The organism is Stenotrophomonas sp. FW305-3-2-15-E-LB1 (assembly GCF_058787375.1).
Map to the genome: position 1 here is coordinate 13,619 of NZ_JBYSZR010000006.1, position 19,291 is coordinate 32,909.

16 protein-coding genes are annotated in these 19,291 nt (G+C 68.2%); 10 read left to right on the top strand and 6 right to left on the bottom strand.

Annotation, left to right across the window (positions count from 1 at the left end; genetic code table 11):
- The first annotated feature begins 8 nt into the window (after positions 1–8).
- The 4 genes from AC3WL7_RS06230 (at position 9) to AC3WL7_RS06245 (ending at position 4,014) form a co-directional block, all read left to right on the top strand.
- The gene (locus AC3WL7_RS06230) at positions 9–731 is read left to right on the top strand and encodes an HAD family hydrolase (RefSeq protein ID WP_492749678.1); all 723 of its coding nucleotides are present in this window, start codon (positions 9–11) and stop codon (positions 729–731) included.
- 3 nt (positions 732–734) lie between these two features.
- Positions 735–2,102: a leucyl aminopeptidase family protein gene (locus tag AC3WL7_RS06235; RefSeq protein ID WP_492749679.1), complete on the top strand. Its 1,368-nt coding sequence runs from the start codon at positions 735–737 to the stop codon at positions 2,100–2,102.
- Positions 2,103–2,374: 272 nt separating this feature from the next.
- Entirely contained in the window at positions 2,375–3,481 is a 1,107-nt protein-coding gene (locus AC3WL7_RS06240) for a catalase family peroxidase (RefSeq protein WP_313419785.1), read from the top strand.
- Positions 3,478–4,014: a cytochrome b gene (locus tag AC3WL7_RS06245; RefSeq protein WP_079224938.1), complete on the top strand. Its 537-nt coding sequence runs from the start codon at positions 3,478–3,480 to the stop codon at positions 4,012–4,014. The genes AC3WL7_RS06240 and AC3WL7_RS06245 overlap by 4 nt, the downstream gene beginning before the upstream one ends.
- Positions 4,015–4,140: 126 nt before the next feature.
- On the opposite strand, the gene AC3WL7_RS06250 is transcribed toward AC3WL7_RS06245, so the two are convergent.
- Genes AC3WL7_RS06250 through AC3WL7_RS06265 form a run of 4 tightly spaced genes read right to left on the bottom strand, consistent with a single transcriptional unit; the run spans position 4,141 to position 7,642 of the window.
- Positions 4,141–4,743 carry a response regulator transcription factor gene (locus AC3WL7_RS06250; protein WP_079224937.1) on the bottom strand — a complete coding sequence of 201 codons (603 nt, stop codon included), beginning with the start codon at positions 4,741–4,743 and terminating at the stop codon, positions 4,141–4,143.
- The gene (locus tag AC3WL7_RS06255; protein WP_492749680.1) at positions 4,740–5,954 is read right to left on the bottom strand and encodes a sensor histidine kinase; all 1,215 of its coding nucleotides are present in this window, start codon (positions 5,952–5,954) and stop codon (positions 4,740–4,742) included. The genes AC3WL7_RS06250 and AC3WL7_RS06255 overlap by 4 nt, the downstream gene beginning before the upstream one ends.
- A 6-nt stretch (positions 5,955–5,960) precedes the next feature.
- Complete coding sequence (locus AC3WL7_RS06260) at positions 5,961–6,737, bottom strand: ABC transporter permease (RefSeq protein ID WP_492749681.1); 777 nt, start codon at positions 6,735–6,737, stop codon at positions 5,961–5,963.
- Positions 6,734–7,642 (bottom strand): ABC transporter ATP-binding protein, encoded by a 909-nt coding sequence (locus AC3WL7_RS06265; protein WP_492749682.1) that lies wholly within the window; start codon positions 7,640–7,642, stop codon positions 6,734–6,736. The genes AC3WL7_RS06260 and AC3WL7_RS06265 overlap by 4 nt, the downstream gene beginning before the upstream one ends.
- A 204-nt stretch (positions 7,643–7,846) precedes the next feature.
- Here AC3WL7_RS06265 and AC3WL7_RS06270 point away from each other — a divergent pair, with 204 nt between their 5' ends.
- From AC3WL7_RS06270 to AC3WL7_RS06290, 5 genes are all read left to right on the top strand, one after another.
- Positions 7,847–9,097 (top strand): efflux RND transporter periplasmic adaptor subunit, encoded by a 1,251-nt coding sequence (locus tag AC3WL7_RS06270; protein WP_492749683.1) that lies wholly within the window; start codon positions 7,847–7,849, stop codon positions 9,095–9,097.
- Between the two features lie 103 nt (positions 9,098–9,200).
- Complete coding sequence (locus AC3WL7_RS06275; RefSeq protein ID WP_200732813.1) at positions 9,201–9,890, top strand: ABC transporter ATP-binding protein; 690 nt, start codon at positions 9,201–9,203, stop codon at positions 9,888–9,890.
- 14 nt (positions 9,891–9,904) lie between these two features.
- Positions 9,905–11,062, top strand: a complete 1,158-nt coding sequence (locus tag AC3WL7_RS06280) for an ABC transporter permease (protein ID WP_079224932.1) — start codon at positions 9,905–9,907, stop codon at positions 11,060–11,062.
- A 12-nt stretch (positions 11,063–11,074) separates the two neighbouring features.
- Positions 11,075–12,391: an ABC transporter permease gene (locus AC3WL7_RS06285; protein WP_312738069.1), complete on the top strand. Its 1,317-nt coding sequence runs from the start codon at positions 11,075–11,077 to the stop codon at positions 12,389–12,391.
- 487 nt (positions 12,392–12,878) lie between these two features.
- Entirely contained in the window at positions 12,879–15,704 is a 2,826-nt protein-coding gene (locus AC3WL7_RS06290) for a TonB-dependent receptor plug domain-containing protein (RefSeq protein WP_492749684.1), read from the top strand.
- A 116-nt stretch (positions 15,705–15,820) separates the two neighbouring features.
- Here the strand turns inward: AC3WL7_RS06290 and rarD are convergent, their stop codons facing one another.
- Positions 15,821–16,720, bottom strand: a complete 900-nt coding sequence (gene rarD / locus AC3WL7_RS06295; RefSeq protein WP_492749685.1) for an EamA family transporter RarD — start codon at positions 16,718–16,720, stop codon at positions 15,821–15,823.
- On the bottom strand, positions 16,717–17,622 hold the full coding sequence (yedA, locus tag AC3WL7_RS06300) for a drug/metabolite exporter YedA (RefSeq protein WP_108745753.1): 906 nt from the start codon (positions 17,620–17,622) through the stop codon (positions 16,717–16,719). Before yedA ends, rarD begins: the two co-directional genes overlap by 4 nt.
- 313 nt (positions 17,623–17,935) lie before the next feature.
- Between yedA and AC3WL7_RS06305 the strand changes: the two genes are divergently transcribed.
- Positions 17,936–19,270 carry an MFS transporter gene (locus tag AC3WL7_RS06305; RefSeq protein WP_200733079.1) on the top strand — a complete coding sequence of 445 codons (1,335 nt, stop codon included), beginning with the start codon at positions 17,936–17,938 and terminating at the stop codon, positions 19,268–19,270.
- Positions 19,271–19,291 lie beyond the last annotated feature (21 nt).

Below are 19,291 nucleotides of genomic sequence, written 5' to 3' on the forward strand. Positions count from 1 at the left end.
ATGGCCGGGTGAAATTTCCAGTCCAAGCCATCACCCTCGACCTCGACGACACGCTGTGGCCGTTCGCGCCGATCGGCGCCCGCATCGACGTGGTCCTGCACGAATGGATGTGCGAGCACAGCCCCGCCACCGCTGCCATGTACCCGGTGGCGGCGATGCGCGAACTGCGCGAGCGCTCCTTCCGCGACAACCCGCACCTGCACTTCGACCTGAGCGCACTGCGCCGGCTGACGATCCAGGAGGCGCTGCAGAACAGCGGCGCCAGCCTGGACCTGCTGGAGCCGGCCTACGAAGTGTTCTATGCCGCGCGCAACCAGGTCGAGTACTACCCCGACGCGCTGGAGGCGCTGGCGCGCATCGCCGCGCGGGTGCCGGTGGCAGCGCTGAGCAACGGCAACGCCGACCTGGAGCGGATCGGCCTGTCGCATCTTTTCGCCTTCCAGCTGGGCGCGCGCGAACACGGCGCGGCCAAGCCGGAGGCCAGCATCTTCCATGCCGCCTGCGAGCGCCTGGGCGTGGCCCCGGCGCAGGTGCTGCACGTGGGCGACCATGTCGAGATGGACGTGGCCGGGGCGATCACCGCTGGCCTGCGCGGTTGCTGGATCAACCGCGACGCCGCCACCTGGACCCACCCGCAGCTGCAGCCGGACCTGCAGTTCGACACCCTTACCGGCCTGGCCGACTGGTTGGACGCCAACCTTGATGCCGCCGACGAACACCGGAGTAACTGACGCATGAGCGAGATCACCGGCTTCACCGCCACCGCCACCGCCGCACTGCCGCTGCACGTGCTGGACCGCGAGCAGTACGCCAGCTGGAAGGCCGCGCAGCCCGCCGCCCAGCAGGCATGGCTGGACGCACAGGGCTTCACCGCCAGCGCCCACAGTGTGGCCCTGCTGCCCGGCGAGAACGGCCTGGCCGGTGCGGTGATCGGGGTGGGCGACCGCGCCGATGCCTATGCCTATGCGCATGCCCCGCACGCCCTGCCCGAAGGCAGCGTGTGGCAGCTGGCCACCGAGCTGCCGGCCGCCGAACAGGCGCTGCTGCAGCTGGGCTGGGGCCTGGGCAGCTACCGCTTCGACCGTTACCGCAAGCGCAACCGTGCACCGGCGCAGCTACTGGCCAGCCCGTCGGCGGAAGTGGCCGACCTGATCGCCGCCAGCCTGCGCGTGCGCGACTGGGTCAACACCCCGACCGAAGACATGGGCCCGCAGCAGCTGGAAGACGCCGCGCGTGCGCTGGCCGACACCCATGGCGCGCAGGTCGAAGCGATCACCGGCGATGAACTGCTGAAGCAGAACTTCCCGGCCATCCATGCGGTGGGCCGTGCCTCGCACCGTGCGCCGCGCCTGATCGTGCTGCGCTGGGGCAAGGACAGCGACCTGGCGCTGGCGCTGGTCGGCAAGGGCGTCTGCTTCGACACCGGCGGCCTGGACATCAAGCCGGCCGATGGCATGCGCAACATGAAGAAGGACATGGGCGGCGCCGCCCACGCACTGGCCCTGGCCGGGCTGGTGATGGCCCAGAAGCTGCCGGTGCGCCTGACCCTGCTGATTTCGGCGGTGGAAAATGCAATCGGCCCCGATGCCTTCCGTCCGGGCGAGATCATCGCCACGCGCAAGGGCCTGAGCATCGAGATCGACAACACCGACGCCGAAGGCCGCCTGGTCCTGTGCGACGCGCTGACCTTCGCCGGCGAGCAGAAGCCCGACCTGGTGCTGGATTTCGCCACCCTCACCGGTGCCGCGCGCATTGCCCTGGGCCCGGACCTGCCGGCGCTGTTCAGCAATGACGACACGGTGGCCCAGCAGTGGCTGCAGGCTGGCGATGAAACCCGCGACCCGGTGTGGCGCATGCCGCTGTGGCGCCCGTACCTGCGTTACCTGAGCAGCGGTGTGGCCGACCTGGCCAATGCCGGCTCGCGCATGGCCGGCTCGGTGACCGCCGCGCTGTACCTGGAACGTTTCCTGGAGAACGACCAGCGCTGGGCGCACCTGGACGTGTACGCCTGGAACGACGGCGAACGCCCGGGCCGTCCGGCCGGTGGCGAGGCCCTGGCCCTGCGTTCGGCCTGGGCGATGCTGAAGGCGCGGTACGCCTGAGCCTGCGCGCTCCCCTGCCCCACCGGCCTGGCCGGTGAGGCGGCGGGGCGGCGGCACGCGCTCCACGGTAGAGTCGACTGTCAGTCGACTATCGCGCGCAGCGCGGGATTTTCCAGGGCCGGTCGGAGAGCAGTCGACCAACGGTCGACTCTACCGCTGCCGGGGCCGGGGGCTGGCAAATCTGACGAAAAATTGAATTTCGGCCCCGGCCGGGTTCTGCGAGGATGTGCGGGTCGACCACCCACACGATCCGTGAAGGCAGGAACCCGACCATGTCGCTCTTCCGCTACACCCGCGCCGGCCAGACGCCCGGCGCACCGCGCGCCCATTCCCCGTTGCCCTGGATCGCCCTGATCGCCTTGATCCTGGGCGGCGTCGCGCTGGCGTTCGCCTGGCTGGCCGGCTGGATCGGCAACCGCCTCACCGCGCAGCGCTTCACCGACACCATCGAAGCCACCGGCCCGGCCCACCCCGGCTTCCGCCGCGCGCACAGCAAGGGCATCTGCGTAAGCGGCTGGTTCGAACCCAGCGCGCAGGCGCCCACCCTGTCCAGCGCGCGGGTGTTCTCCCAGGCCCGCGTGCCGGTGATGGGCCGCCTGTCGATCGGTGGCGGCGACCCGTACGGCGCCGACAACACTGCCCGCGTGCGCAGCATGGCCGTGCAGATGGTCAGCGATGACGGCCAGGAATGGCGGATGGCGATGAACAGCTTCCCGTTCTTCGCGGTGCCCGATGCCGAGGCGTTCTACGAGCAGACCCGCGCGTCCATCCCCGACCCGGCCACCGGCAAGCCCGACCCGCAGAAGATGGCGGCCGTGCTGGCCAAATACCCCAGTGCGCAGGCCTTCCAGCAATGGGCGAAGACTGCGCCGTGGACCAGCAGCTGGGCCGACACCACCTACAACAGCGTCAACAGTTTCTGGTTCACCAACGCGCAGGGACAGAAGCGCGCGGTGCGCTGGCGCTGGCAGCCGCTGGCGCCGGTGGTGGAGATGGATGCGGACACGCGCAAGCAGGCCAGCGTCGATTTCCTCAGCCAGGAACTGCAGCAGCGCCTGGCCAAGGGCCCGGTGCAGTGGAACCTGGTGGTCAGCACCGCCGCGCCCGGCGATGCCATCGACGATCCGTCCACGCCGTGGCCGGACACGCGCGACCAGGTGGTGGCCGGCGTGCTCAGCCTGGACCGCATGCAATCGCAGGAGGAAGGCGCCTGCGGCCAGATCAACTTCGACCCGTTGATCCTGCCCAGCGGCGTGCGCGGCAGTGACGACCCGATCCTGGCCGCGCGCTCGGCCGTGTACTCGCAGTCCTTCAACCGCCGCGAACGCGAACGCGCCGCCGGCAACGTCGAACAACCGAAGAAGGAGGCCGCACGATGAGTACCGGCAACGGCCACTTCAACCTGCTCGCGCGCATCCTGCACTGGACCATGGCGGTGATGATCCTGGCCATGCTGTTCGTCGGCGTCACCATGGTTGCATCGCTGCACCTGCGGCCGATGCTGATCGACCTGCACCGCCCACTGGGCATCGCCATCCTCGTGCTGGTGCTGCTGCGCCTGTACAACCGCCTGCGCCACCGCCCGCCGCCGCTGCCGGCGGACCTGCCGGTGTGGCAGGCGCTGGCGGCCAAGGCTTCGCACTGGATGCTGTACGGGCTGATGCTGGCGATGCCGCTGATCGGCTGGGCGATGCTGTCGGCCGGCGGCTACCCGATCACCCTGTGGGGCGGCGTGCACCTGCCGCCGATCGTGCCGCACACCCCGGCGCTGTATGCGGCCCTGCGCAACGCGCACAGCCTGCTGGCGTATGTGTTGTTCGCCACGGTGCTGATGCACGTGGGCGCGGCGCTGTTCCACCTGTGGGTGCGCCGCGATGGCGTGTTCCAGGCGATGGCGCGCGGAAAGGATTGAACAGGGCCGCGAACTGGTAGCGCCGGGCCACGCCCGGCGGATCGTTTCGTCGCACGTGCAGGTGCAGGTCAAGGGCGGCCGCTTCGCTCGCCGGGCATGGCCCGGCGCTACCGGCGCATCGCGCGCCTACAGCCAGCCCTTCTGCCGCGCCAGCCGGTACGCCTCGATACGGTTGGCCACGCCCAGCTTGCCGATGCATTCGGACAGGTAATTGCGAACCGTGCCGTGCGACAAGCCCAGCTGCTCGGCAATCTCGCTGGCCGTGCGGCCTTCGCCGGCCAGGCGCAGCACGCGCCGCTCGCGGTCGGTCAGCGGGTCGGCCTGCGACCATGCGTCCATCGCCAGCTGCGGGTCGATCGCGCGGATACCCTGCTGTACCTTGCGCAGCGCGTCGGCCAGGTTCTCCGCCGGGGCGTCCTTCAACAGGTAGCCCAGCACCCCCGCTTCCAGCGCGCGGCGCAGGAAACCGGCGCGGGCGAAGGTGGTGACGATGACCACCTTGATCGGCAGTTCGTGGCGGGCAATGCGCTGGGCCAGCTCCAGGCCGGTCAGGCCGGGCATCTCGATGTCGGTCACCAGGATGTCCGGCTGCAGCTGCTGCAGCATGCGCCAGGCCGCCTCGCCATCGGCAGCGCTGCCCAGCACCTCGATGTCCGGTTCCAGGCCCAGCAGCGCCGACAGCGCGCCGCGCACCATGGCCTGGTCCTCGGCCAGCAGGATGCGGATCATGCCGCACCGCCCTGTGCCAGCGACGCCGGCGGGACCGACGTGGTCGCCGCCACCAGCGGCACGCGCAGGGTCAGCAGCGTGCCCTCGCCCTTGCCCGACTGCACCTGCAACTGGCCGCCCAGCGCGGCCACGCGCTCGCGCATGCCGCACATGCCGTTGCCCTCGGCCTGCAGGCCGCCCCGTCCGTCATCGCGTATCTGCATCACCAGCTGCCGTCCTTCCTGCATGAACTCCACCCGTGCCTGGGTCGCCTGCGCATGGCGCACGATGTTGGTGGCCGCCTCGCGCAGCACCAGCGCCAGGCCGCGCTCCACCTCCATCGGCATCGGCGGCGGCACCGTGTAGTGCAGGTGCACCTGCTGGCATTCCAGCAGCAGCCGCGCCGAGGCCAGCTCGCCGGCCAGATCGCTGGCGCGGATGCCGGTAACCGCGCTGCGCACCTGCGCCAGCGCTTCCCGGGCAATGGCCTCGGCCTCGCCGATCTCCTGCCGCGCACGCGCGTCATCGCGGTCGTACAGCTTGCGCGCCAGTTCCAGCTTCAGCGTGATCAGCGACAGCGTGTGGCCCAGCAGATCGTGCAGGTCGCGGCCGATGCGCTCGCGCTCGGCCGTGGTCGCCAGCCGCCGCACCTCCTCCTGCGACAGCTGCAGGGCCACGTCGCGCTGCTGGCTCAACGCCTCCACGTTCACCACCAGGCCGACGATGAAGGACACCGCCGGCATCCACACCAGCGCCTGCCACGGGTAGCCGAAGTACAGCGCGGCGGCGCAGAACACGATGTTCAGCGCGGTCAGCTGCAGCAGGTACATCCACCAGCCACTGCGCCCGCTCATGCGCATCATCACGCAGCCGAACACGAAGTAGCTCAGGCCGGACGGATACCAGGGCAGCAGCACCAGCGACAGCGCGACCATCGCCAGCGCATAGCGCGGGCCGTGGTGGCGCGGCGCCAGCATCACCCGCGCATACAGCAGCAGGAACAGCGGATAGCTGGCCAGGGTGAGGAACAGCCAGCGCAGGGTGAAGCCGTTGCCCAGCGCGGGGGTGAGGAAGATCCACACCGACCAGAGCAGGTGGATCGCACCGCTCCACGGCGATTTGCCCCGCCGCAGCAGGTCGGCCACGGCCGAATCCGGCGCGGGGCGCAGCAGCGACGCAAGCCGGTTCGAAGGCACGGGCGGATCCAGGCGGGAACGTTCGCTGCCGATCATGCCAGTTCAGCCGACCCGGCGCAGGCGACGGCGCGCCAGCAGCAGCGCCGCCACGGTCACGCCCAGCAGCACCAGCAGATGCCCGGCGATGCTGCCCACCGCCGGCTGCCCCACCACGGGCAGTGCCAGCTGGGCCAGGTGCCAGGTCGGCCACAGCGGTGCCATCGTGGAAAACAGCTTCGGCAGCGCCGACAGCGGCAGCCACAGCCCCGACAGCAGGGCCAGCGGCAGGTACACCAGGTTGACCATCGCCGGTGCCGCGCTGGCACTGGCATGGCTGCCGATCAGCAGGCCGATGGCGCCCAGCGGCAGCGCTGCCAGTGCCGCCACCGCCAGCAGCTGCATGATCTGCGGTGCCTGCAGATGCACGCCGCCCAGGGTGCAGGCCACGGTGACCAGCAACCCGGCCACCAGCAGCGCAAACAGCACCGCCATCGCCAGCCGCGCCAGCAGGGGCGCTGCGGCCGGCATCGGCAGCGCGCGCTTCAGGGTCAGCAGGCCACCCTCGCGGTCCAGCGCCAACTGCACGCCGAAGCCGAACAGGGCCGGTGCCATCGCGCCGAACACACAGTAGGTGGCCAGCAGGTACAGCGGCGCATGGCCACGCCCCAGCAGCACGCCGAACAACAGGTAGAACAGCACCGGGAACAGCAGCGAGGGCACGGCGAAGGCCGGCGTGCGCCAGGCCCGGCGCAGTTCGGCCTGCAGCTCGGCGATGTACGGGCGCAGGACGGCACGCATGGACGGGCGCGGCGCAGCGAGGGAACGGGTCACGGTGTTCATGCAGCCTCCCGGGTCATGTCGTGGAAGGCGTCGGCCAGCGCCGCGCCCTGTACTTCCAGTTCCTGCAGTTGCGCATCGGCGGCCAGCAGGCGGGCCACCACCGGTTCGGCCGGGCTGGCCAACAGGTGCAGGTGCGCGCCATCGCGCTGCACCTGCTGCACGCCCAGCCAGCGCTGCACGTCCTCCACCGCCAGGCTGCTGCGGCAGCGGATGCGGCGCGGCCGGTCGGCCAGGCGCAGTTCGGCCAGCGGCGCATCGGCCAGCACGCGGCCCTGTTCCAGCACCACCACCTGCTGTGCCAGTGCTTCGGCTTCCTCCAGGTAATGGGTGGTCAGCAGCACGCCGCAGCCTTCGGCCACCAGCTGCCGGATCGCCTGCCACATCACCTGCCGCGCCTGGATGTCCAGGCCGGTGGTGGGCTCATCCAGGAACAGCACGCGCGGGCGCCCGCACAGCGCGATGGCGAACTGCACCGTGCGCTGCTGGCCACCGGACAGCTGCCCATAGCGACGGCGGGCCAGATCCTGCAGTCCGGTGCGCTGCAGCACCTCCGCCAACGGCATCGGCGCGGCATAGCAGGCGCTGGCCTGTGCCACCAGTTCATCCACCTGCAGCATCGGCGGCAGGCTGGTGCTCTGCAGCATCACGCCCAGCCCCAGGCGGCTGGCGCGCTGCTGCGGATCGCCACCGAGCAGTTCAACCTGCCCGGCATCGGCGCGGCGCAGGCCCAGCAGCACGCTGATCGCGGTACTCTTGCCAGCACCGTTGCGGCCCAGCAGGGCCAGGACCTGGCCGGCACGCACCTGCAGGTCGATACCCTGCAGTGCGGCATGGCCGGCGTAATGCACCTGCACCTGGTGCAGGCGGGCCAGCGGGGCCGTAGTGGGAGCTGCGGTCGGATCCATCGGTGCGGTACCGGTAGCGGGGACGTTGCCATCCTGTGCCGCGCCGGTCACGTTTCGCAGTGGCCGCCGTCAGCTCCATCGGGTGACAGCTGTCACTGCCATCCCGCCCCGTGCCACCTGCATGCTGTGCTGCACGCTTGCCCACCGGAACCGCCGCTGTCGCCCTTCCGGCCATACCCGCCCGAACGCCTGTGATGGAACGCAATGAACGCTTCTGCCGAGCTGTTGAAGGAACTCCGCATCGACCGCAAGAACCCGCCGCCGTCCTCCGGGGATGGCCCGGGCGGCCGCCGATGGCTGTGGATCGCCCTGGTCGTCATCGTGCTGCTGCTGGCCGGCGGCGCCTTCCTGCTGTTCGGCCGCGAGCCGGCGCCTGAGGTCGAGACCGCACCGGCGGTGGCGATCCAGCAGGGCAGTGCCAGCAGTTCGGTGCTCGACGCCAGTGGCTACGTGGTGGCCCGGCGCATGGCCACGGTGTCGGCCAAGATCACCGGCAAGGTGCGCGAGGTGATGATCGAGGAAGGCATGCGGGTGGAGGCCGGCCAGATCATGGCCACGCTGGACCCGATCGATGCCGATGCACAGCGCAGCCTGTCCGCGTCGCAGGTGCAGGCCGCGCGTGCGCAGGTGGCCGGCCTGCAGGCGCAGCAGCGCCAGGCCGCCGCCGAAGCCAGCCGCCTGCAGGCACTGGTGGGCCAGCAGCTGGTCTCGCGTTCGCAGTACGACCAGGCCGTGGCCCAGCGTGACAGCGTGCGTGCACAGCTGGATACCGCCCAGCGCAACGTCAAGGTGGCCAGCGACCAGCTCGCCATCGCCGACCTCGGCGTGGACAACAACATCGTGCGCGCGCCGTTCTCCGGCGTGGTCACCGCCAAGGCCGCGCAGCCGGGCGAGATCGTCTCGCCGCTGTCGGCCGGCGGCGGCTTCACCCGTACCGGCATCGGCACCATCGTCGACATGGATTCGCTGGAAATCGAAGTGGAAGTGGGCGAAGCCTTCATCGGCCGCGTGCAGCCGAAGATGCCGGTGGAAGCCACGCTCAATGCCTACCCGGAATGGAAGATCCCCGGCGAGGTGATCGCCATCATTCCCACCGCCGACCGTGGCAAGGCAACGGTGAAGGTGCGCGTCGCGCTGAAGGTGAAGGACCCGCGCATCGTGCCGGAGATGGGCGTGCGGGTCAGCTTCCTGGAGCAGGCGCAGCCGCAGGCCGCCGCCAGCAGGCCGCAGGGCGTGCGCGTGCCGGCCACGGCGGTGGTCGAGCGCGAAGGTGCCAGCGTGGCCTTCGTGCTGGGCGATGCCGACCGCGTGCAGCAGCGCACCGTGCAGGCCGGCCAGGCGATGGGCAAGGACCGCCAGATCCTCAAGGGCGTGAGCGCGGGTGAGTCGGTGGTGGTCAACCCACCGCAGACCCTGCGCGATGGCGCCAAGGTGCAACAGAAACAAGCGCAGTAACGGCCAGGCGCCCGCGTGGCGCCGCCGGCAGCACCGTTCGACGCACGCCTGCGGCTACCGCAGGCGCAGTGCCCCGTTTCCCGCCTTCCGTGGAGAACCACCCATGTCGACCCTGGTTTCACTGCGCAACATCACCAAGACCTACCAACGCGGCCCGGAAAAAGTGAAGGTGCTGCACGGCATCGACCTGGACATCGCCAGCGGCGACTTCGTCGCGCTGATGGGCCCGTCCGGGTCGGGCAAGACCACCCTGCTCAACCTCATCGGCGGCCTGGACAACCCCAGCGGCGGCGAGATCAGCATCGAAGGCGAGCGCATCGACCAGATGAGCGGCGGCCAGCTGTCCACCTGGCGCAGCCACCACGTCGGCTTCGTCTTCCAGTTCTACAACCTGATGCCGATGCTGACCGCGCAGAAGAACGTGGAACTGCCGCTGCTGCTGACCCACCTCAGCGCCGCCCAGCGCAGGCGCAATGCCGAGATCGCGCTGACCCTGGTCGGCCTGGCCGACCGCCGCAACCACCGCCCCAACGAACTGTCCGGCGGCCAGCAGCAGCGCGTGGCGATCGCCCGCGCCATCGTCTCCGACCCGACCTTCCTGATCTGCGACGAACCCACCGGCGACCTCGACCGGCAGTCGGCCGAGGAGATCCTGGGCCTGCTGCAGCAGCTCAACCGCGAACACGGCAAGACCATCATCATGGTCACCCATGACCCGAAGGCCGCCGAGTACGCCACCCACACGGTGCACCTGGACAAGGGCGAGCTGGCCGACGCCCCGCTGGCCCACTGACGGAGGCCCCGGCGATGAAATACTTTTCCCTTGTCTGGGCGCAGCTGTTCCGCAGCCGCACCCGGACCCTGCTGACCCTGCTCTCGGTGGTCGCCGCGTTCCTGCTGTTCGGCATGCTCGATTCGGTACGCGTGGCATTCAACTCCGGCGGCAGCGTGGAAGGTGCCAACCGCCTGGTCACCGCATCGCGCCTGTCGATCACCCAGTCGCTGCCGATCCGCCTGGAAACGCAGATCCGCCAGGTCGACGGCGTGCGCGACGTGGCCTATGGCATGTGGTTCGGCGGCATCTACCAGGACCCGAAGAACTTCTTCCCGAATTTCTCGGTGTCGCCCAACTACTTCGATGTCTACCGCGAACTGCAGATCGACCCGGCGCAGCTGGAAGACTGGAAGCAGACCCGCACCGGTGCCATCGTCGGCGAGAGCCTGGCCAACCAGTTCGGCTGGAAGATCGGCGACACCATCCCCCTGCAGGCCACCATCTTCCCCCGCGGCGGCAGCAATGACTGGCCGCTGGAACTGAAGGGCATCTTCCGTTCCAAGGACCGCGCGCAGGCGGGCAACGAAGAACGCCAGTTGATGATGAACTGGAAGTACTTCGACGAATCCAACGACTACATCAAGAACCAGGTGAGCTGGTACACGATCACCCTGGACAACCCCGACCATGCCTCGCGGGTGGCCCAGGCCATCGATGCGATCTCGGCCAACTCCGACCACGAAACCAAGACCCAGACCGAATCAGCGTTCCAGCAGGCCTTCGTCAAGCAGTTCGCGGATATCGGCATGATCGTCACCTCGATCATGGGCGCGGTGTTCTTCACCCTGCTGCTGTTGACCGGCAACACCATGGCCCAGGCCGTGCGCGAGCGCATTCCCGAACTGGCCACGCTGAAGACGCTGGGCTTCAAGGATGGCACCGTGCTGACGCTGGTGATGGTCGAGTCGGTGCTGCTGATCGGCCTTGGTGGCCTGATCGGCATGGGCCTGGCCGCGCTGGTGCTGCCGGCCATCGCGCCGAAGAGCATGGGCATGCTGCCGCCGCACGTACCCACACCCACCTGGCTGGTGGGCGTGGGCCTGATCGTGGTGATCGGCATCGTGGTCGGGCTGCTGCCTGCGCTGCGGGCCAAGCGCCTGAAGATCGTCGATGCGCTGGCCGGCCGCTGAGGAGGACAACCAATGAACAAGCTCAAGAAGTGGTTGGGCAACGCGCTGACCGTGCTGTTGCTGGCGGTGGGCCTGGTGCTGTGGATCGGCCTGCCATGGTTTGGCGTGCTGGCCGTGGCCGTGCTGGTGGCGCTGTGGCTGCTGCTGACCCGCAGCGGCCGCCTGGCCTTGGCGGCCACCCGCATAGGCATCGCCAGCCTGCCGCAGCGCTGGGGCGCCTCCTCGGTGATCGTGGTCGGCATCGCCGGCGTGGTCGGCGTGCTGGTGGCGATGCTGGCGATGGGCGAAGGCTTCCAGGCCACGCTCAACAACACCGGCGATGACACTACCGCCATCGTGCTGCGGGGTGGTTCGCAGGCCGAGACCAACTCGGTCATCACCCGCGAACAGGTGCCCACGCTGTCCACCCTGCCCGGCATCAGCCGCGATGGCGAAGGCCGGCCCCTGCTGTCGCCGGAACTCTCGCAGGTGGTGAACCTGGTGTCGCGGGCCGATGGCACCGACGTCAATGCGCAGTTCCGCGGCGTCGGCCCACAGGCGTGGGCGGTGCATGACAAGGTCAGGATCGTGCAGGGCCGCAAGTTCGCCACCGGCCTGCGCGAGATCGTGGTCGGCCAGGGCGCGCAGGGCCAGTTCCGCAACATGGAGGTAGGCAAGACGCTGACCCTGGGCAACCAGGCCTGGACCGTGGTGGGTGTGTTCGCCACCGGCGATGCACATGATTCGGAACTGTGGACCGACGCCGATACGCTGGCCACCACCTACCAGCGCGGTGCATGGCAGTCGATCAGCGTGCGCACCGATGGCAAGGCGGGCTTCGAGCAGTTCAAGGCGGCGGTGGCTGCCGACCCGCGCCTGAAGCTGGACGTGGAAACCACGCGCGCCTACTACAGCAAGCAGGGCGGCGGCCTGACCACGCTGATCGACATCCTCGGCAAGGTGATCGGCACGATCATGGCGGTGGGCGCGGTATTCGGCGCGCTCAACACCATGTATGCCGCCGTGGCCACGCGTGCACGCGAGATCGCCACCATGCGCGCGATCGGCTTCCGCGGCCTGCCGGTGGTGACTGCGGTGATGCTGGAAACCATGCTGCTGGCGCTGCTGGGTGGATTGCTCGGCTGCGCCGTGGCCTGGTTGTTGTTCAACGGGTACAGCGTGTCCACCATCGGCAGCAATTTCAGCGCGGTGGTGTTCAAGTTCCATGTATCGCCGGAGCTGCTGTGGAATGGGCTGAAGTGGGCGCTGGGCATCGGCCTGGTCGGTGGCCTGTTCCCGGCACTGCGCGCGGCGCGCCTGCCGATCACCACGGCGCTGCGCGAAACCTGATCGGCGCACACGTGTGTGAGGTGATGGATGTGGAAGGGCGAAGCGAAGGCTTCGCCCTTTTTTTTGGGGCGTCATCCACGCATGGCGTGGATCTACCGGTGCTTCATCCACGCATGGCGTGGATCTACTGGTGCCTTGTCCACGCATGGCGCGGATCTACCGGTGCGCCTGTTGATCGCGCGGGTGTCCGCATTCCAGTAGATCCACGCCATGCGTGGATGAACACACGCACACCCCGCGCATTACAGATCACGCGATTGCGGCCGTTATCGGTGCCTCTGCGCATCGAAAACAGCACGCGCGTGACGCTGCGCACAGCCCTCCTGTGGATTGTTGGTTGCGATTCATCTTCAACGCGATGAAACACGCAGGGACAAACAGTTACGAATGAAAACACTCTAGAATCCCGCCCCCCACGTTGGTTTGCAGTACCCCACGCGCCCACAGAACGGGCGCATGTTTTTTTCTGAAACACGAGATTTCACGGATGTCCCTGAAGACCACCCCGCTGCGCAACGCGATCGTCATCGCGCTGGCTGCCAGCTGCACCACCCCCGCCTTCGCACAGGATGCGGGCGACAACACCACCAACCTCGATCGCATCGAAATCACCGGCTCGCGCATCCGCCAAGCCAGTGTCGAGACCGCCCAGCCGGTGGTTGCGCTCAACCGCGCCGACATCGAGAAGAAGGGCTACGTCAACGTCGCCGACATCCTGCAGGACGTGACCGCTGCCGGCTCGCCGAGCATGAGCCGCGCGTCCTCGCTGATCTCCTCGCGCGACTTTGGTGGCATGTATGTCAGCCTGCGCGACCTGGGCCCGGAACGCAGCCTGGTGCTCATCGACGGCCGCCGCATGGGCGTCAGCGCCGGCGGTTACTCCGACCTGGCCTCGATCCCCTCGGCCATCGTCGAGCGCGTGGAAGTGCTGACCGACGGTGCCTCGGCGCTGTACGGCTCGGACGCCATCGCCGGTGTGGTCAACATCATCACCCGCAAGAACTTCGACGGTGGCGAAGCCAGCGTCTACGTCGGCCAGTACGGTGAAGGCGACGGCCAGAAGCGCTCCTACAGCGCCACCTTCGGCAAGACCTTCGACCGCGGCTGGTTCAGCGTCGGCGCCGAGCGCACCAAGGAAGACGAAGTGATGGGCGGCGCGCGCGAGTTCAGCCGCTACGTCAACGGCCCGCGCCACCCGAACGACGGCCTCAACGGCACCACGCCGTGGGGCAGCGTCACCGTCGGCGGCAAGCCGGTAACGGTCGGCCCGGGCGGCGACCCGACCGATGCAGCCAACTTCCACACGCTGAACCCGGCCGATGGTGCCAACACCAAGATCAACATGAGCCTGCTGACCGGCCTGGAGCGCACCTCGGTGTTCGCCAACGGCGGCTTCTCGGTCAACGACAACCTGCGCATCGTCGCCGACGCGCTGTACAGCAAGCGCGAATCGAGCAAGCACCTGGCCGGCTACCCGTACTCGGTCACCGCCGCACAGGCCCGCAACGGCACCCGTGCCGCCCTGTCCAAGGACAGCGCGTTCAACCTGTGGGGCCAGGACGTGCTGTTCTCGCACCGCACCGAAGAACTGCTGCGCGGCACCGAGAACAACCTGGAAACCAAGCGCGGCAGCCTGGGCCTGGAAGGCAGCTTCGAGACCGGCTCGCGCTACTGGGACTGGAACGTCAACTACACCTACAACCGCAATGAAGGCGAGCGCATCGGCACGGGCAGCATGTTCCAGCCGAACGTCAACCAGGCCGTCGGCCCGTCCTTCATCAAGGATGGCGTGGCCTACTGCGGTACCACCGATGCGATCATCGCCGGCTGCGTGCCGTGGAACCCGGCTGCACCGATGGGTTACACCGGCCCGGGCTCGCTGAGCAACCAGGACGTGCAGGACTACCTGTTCGCCCGCTTCGTGGACAAGAGCCAGACCACCACCAAGGTGGCCAGCGCCAACATCTCCGGTTCGCTGTTCACCCTGCCGGCTGGCGACGTGCTGACCGCGATGGGCTTCGAGCACCGCACCGAAGAAGCACGCTACACCCCGGACCTGATGGTGCAGAACGGCCAGATCGCCGGCACCAGCGGCAAGCCGACCCAGGGCGACTACTCGCTCAACGAGGTCTACCTGGAACTGCAGGTGCCGCTGCTGGCCGACATGGCCTTCGCCCGTGAGCTGTCGCTGGACGTGGCCGGTCGCTACTCGGATTACAACAACTTCGGCTCCACCACCAACAGCAAGTTCGGCGTGAAGTGGAAGCCGATCGACAGCCTGCTGGTGCGCGCCACCTACGGCACCGGCTTCCGTGCGCCCACCGTGGACGATCTGTACGGCGGCACCGTCAGCAGCCGTGACTCGTTCACCGATCCGTGCGACACCTCGTTCGGCACCGCCGCCACCAGTGCTGCGGTTGCTGCACGCTGCAAGGCCCTGAACGTGCCGGCCAACTTCCGCCAGCTCAACAGCGACGGCACCGTCGCCAGCAAGCCGGGCCAGCAGGCCACCACCGATTTCAGCTCGGGTTCCAACCCGGACCTGAAGCCGGAAACCGCCAAGACCTGGACCGTGGGTCTGGTCTACAGCCCGGACTTCGTGCAGGGCCTGGACGTCAGCCTGGACTGGTGGAAGATCCGCATCGACAACGCCATCGTCGGCGAGTCGGCCACCAACATCCTGGAACAGTGCTACGTGCAGGGTTCGGACGCTGCCTGCGGCCGCTTCACCCGTGGCAGCAACGGCCAGGTCAACGGGCTGGACCGCTCGCTGGTCAACGCCGGCTACCGCGAAACCGCCGGCTATGACATCAGCGCGCGCTACCGCCTGCCGGAAACCGCGTTCGGCAAGTTCGCCGTCACCTGGAACACCACCTACACCGACTACCTGGAGCAGCGTAACGACAACGCCGCCACCACGCCGGTGGAGCAGCTGACCAGCTGGGGCGGCAACTTCCGCGTGCGATCGACCTTCAACCTGGACTGGCAGTACGGCAACCTGGGCATCGGTTGGACCGCGCGCTACTACTCCAGCATGAAGGAGAAGTGCTCCTACATGGACGAGTGCAACATCCCGGGCTTCAGCTCGGCCTACACCGATGCCTCGCCGACCAACAAGGTGGGCTCGAACACCTTCCACGACCTGCAGGTGCGTTACAGCCTGCCGTGGGATGGCACCGTTTCGCTGGGCCTGAACAACGTGTTCGACCACCAGGGTCCGGTCATGTACAGCCAGCCGAACAGCAGCTTCGTCTACTACGGCGGCTTCGACATCGGTCGTTTCATGTACATGAAGTACCAGCAGCGCTTCTAAGCCTGCACCCGCGTTCCCGTTCCGGCCAACTCTCTCCTGGCCGGAGATGGAAGCAGAACGGCGCCCCTCGGGGCGCCGTTCTTTTTTGCCGGAACCGGGGTCGGATCCCTTCGCGATTACCGCTTCGTCGCCCGCATCGCGCGCACGTTCTCGCCGACAAACAGCACCAGCCCGGCCCAGATCACCGCAAAGCCAATCGCCTTGCCGGTGTCGAATGCCTCGTGGAAGAAAAACACGCCCAGCAGCAGCTGCAGGCTCGGCGCGATGTACTGCAGGATGCCGACCAGCGACAGCGGAATGCGCTTCACCCCGTAGGCGAAGCCGATCAGCGGCACCGCGGTGACCACGCCACCGAAGACCAGCAGCAGGTCGTTGCGCCACCCCCAACCATGGAAGAACGCGCCGCCATGGCCGTTCTCTGCCCACACCGCAAACGCCAGCGCCGGCAGGAACAGGTACAGGCTTTCCACGCCCAGCCCGGCCACCGGATCCACCGACACCAGCTTGCGCAGCAGGCCGTACAGGCCGAACGAGCAGGCCAGCCCCAGCGCGATCCACGGCGGCGTGCCGGCATCGATGGTCAGCCAGGCCACGCCCACGGCGGCCATCGCCACGGCCACCCACTGCAGGCGGCGCAGGCGTTCCTTCAGCACCAGCACGCCCAGCAGCACGTTCACCAGCGGATTGATGAAGTAGCCCAGGCTGGTTTCAATCACATGCCCGGCGTTGACCGCCCAGATGTACAGGCCCCAGTTGAAGGCGATGGTCAGGCTGGATACCGCCAGGATCGGCAGCGCGCGTGGCTGCGCGGCGATCTTCTGCCACCAGCCCAGGCGCGCGCTCAGCAGCAGCCACGCCACCACCAGCACCGTGGACCAGATGATGCGGTGGGCGATGATCTGGAACGAGGGCACCTGGTTGAGCAGGTGCCAGTACACCGGCACCAGCCCCCACAGCACGAAGGTGGAAGCGGTGACCAGCAACCCGCGGCGTTGTTCTTTCTCGTCCATGCTCATTTCTTCCAGGTCCGCGCCATGGTCAGCACCACCACGCCCAGCAGGATCACCGCCATGGCCAGGAAGTCGCGCCAGCCGAAATGCTCACCGTTCAGTGCCGCACCCAGCAGCACCGCAATCACCGGGTTCACGTACGCATAGCTGCCGGCCAGCGCCGGGCGCACGTTGTGCAGTAACCAGACGTACGCGGTGAAGGCCACGATGGAACCAAAGACACACAGGTAAGCCATGGCCAGCAGGCCGCTGGTATCGGGCAGCGTGGTCGGGCGCTCGCCCACCGCCAGGCCGATCAGCACCAGCAGCACGCCGCCGCAGATCATCTGCCCGGCGGCGGTCATGAACGGGCCGGGCAGATCCAGCCCGCGCGCCCACACCGAGCCGAAGGCCCAGCCGATCGGCGCGATCAGCAGCAGCACCAGCCCGGTCGGCGAGGCGGTCAGGCTGCTGCCGGCGTTGAGCCAGACCACGCCGATGAAGCCCACCGCGATGCCCAGCCATTCACCACGGCTGGCGTGCTGGCCGCGCAGCGCCGAAAACAGCGCCATCCACAGCGGTACCGAGGCCACCGCCGTGGCCGCCAGCCCCGAAGAGACCTCGCGCTCTGCCAGCACCACCATGCCGTTGCCCAGCACCAGCATGGTCACGCCCATGATGACCAGGTTGCGCCACTGCCGCAGGGTCGGCCGCGGCATCTTCCAGAACAGGCGCAGGGCCAGGTACATCAGGCCGCCGGCAATGATGAAGCGGCTGCCGGACACCATCGTGAGCGGCAGCGCGCCGCCGTGCAGGGCCTTGGCGATGCCCAGGTAGGTCGAGCCCCAGACCACGTAGACCAGCAGCAGCGCCAGCGCGACAAGGCCACCCCGGGGGGCAGCCGCAGAAGGAACAGGGGAAGCCGACATGACGCACCAGCAGGCAGGGGAAAACGGATTCTAGAAGGTTCGGCGGGTGGAAATAACCCCGCTTCCGGCAGGCGCGCGGGCCTCGTGCGGTGCGGCTGAACACGCGGCACGCGGCCGCGCGTACGACGATCTAGCTATGGTCCCCCCTGCGCGCCGCTGTCACCCTGTGCGGTCCCCATGCCCTGCCTGCCCCTCCGGCACCCGGCGTTGACGTGGGATGCAGTACCTAGGAGGCTGGCTGGCAGCGCCCCACGCGCGCCCCTGGCACCGATCTTTCCCGCATGGAAGCACCGCATCGAGGATCCTCACCCAGATGAGTACCACGTCCCAACCTGCTGTCCCCAGCACCGACGGCGCCGCGCTGCGCCGCTCGATCTCCAATACCCTCAAAGGCTCCGCCGGCAACCTGGTGGAGTGGTATGACGTCTACGTGTACTCGGTGTTCGCCGTGTACTTCGAATCGCAGTTCTTCTCGCCCGAAGACAAGAACTCCACGATGTACGTGTGGGCGATCTTCGCCGCCACCTTCCTGATGCGCCCGATCGGCGCCTGGTTCTTCGGCCGCTTCGCCGACCGCCACGGCCGCCGCCTGGCGCTTACCGTGTCGGTCACCCTGATGGCCGTCTGCTCCTTCCTCATCGCCATCACGCCCACGGCGGCCAGCATCGGCATCTGGGCGGCGATCATCCTGCTGTTCGCGCGCCTGCTGCAGGGCTTCGCCACCGGCGGCGAGTACGGCGCCAGCGCCACCTACATGTCCGAGGCTGCCATTCCCGGCCGCCGCGGCTTCCTGTCCTCGTTCCACTACGTCACCCTGGTCGGTGGCCACGTGCTGGCGCAGCTCACGCTGTTCCTGATGCTGAATTTCTGGGGCAAGCCGGAAATCTCCGAGTTCGGCTGGCGCATCGCGTTCGGCATCGGTGGCATCGCCGCAGTCGTGGTGTTCTGGCTGCGCCGGGGCATGGACGAGACGATGGAAGAGTCGTCGATCGAGGCCGCACGCGAAGGCAAGGCGAAGAAGTCCGGCTCGATGTACGAGCTGTTCGTGCACCAGTGGCGCCCGCTGCTGCTGTGCTTCCTGATCACCGCCGGCGGCACCATTGCCTTCTACACCTACTCGGTGAACGGCCCGAAGATGATCCAGAGCGCCTTCGCCGCCGATGATCCGATGACCGCCACCCTGGTCAACCTGGGCGTGCTGACGTTCCTGATGGTGCTGCAGCCGGTCGGTGGCTGGCTGTCGGACATCATCGGCCGCAAGAGCCTGCTGGTGTTCTTCGGCGTGGGCGGCGTGCTGTACAGCTGGTACCTGATCACCCAGCTGCCGCACCAGCACGATGCCACCCTCGCCTTCCTCACCCTGGCGCTGGGCTTTGTCATCCTCACCGGCTACACCTCCATCAACGCGGTGGTGAAGGCCGAACTGTTCCCCACCCACATCCGTGCACTGGGCGTGGGCCTGGGCTATGCGCTGGCCAACTCGCTGTTCGGTGGCACCGCGCCGCTGCTGTACCAAGGCGCGCTGAAGACCGGCCACGTTGACTGGTTCGCCATCTACGTCACCGCCACGATCGCGGTATCGTTGGTGGTCTATGTCTTCTTCCTCACCAACAAGGGCCCGAACTGGCTCGACGGCACCCGCAAGTAAGGGCGCTGTGTTGATGGCAGC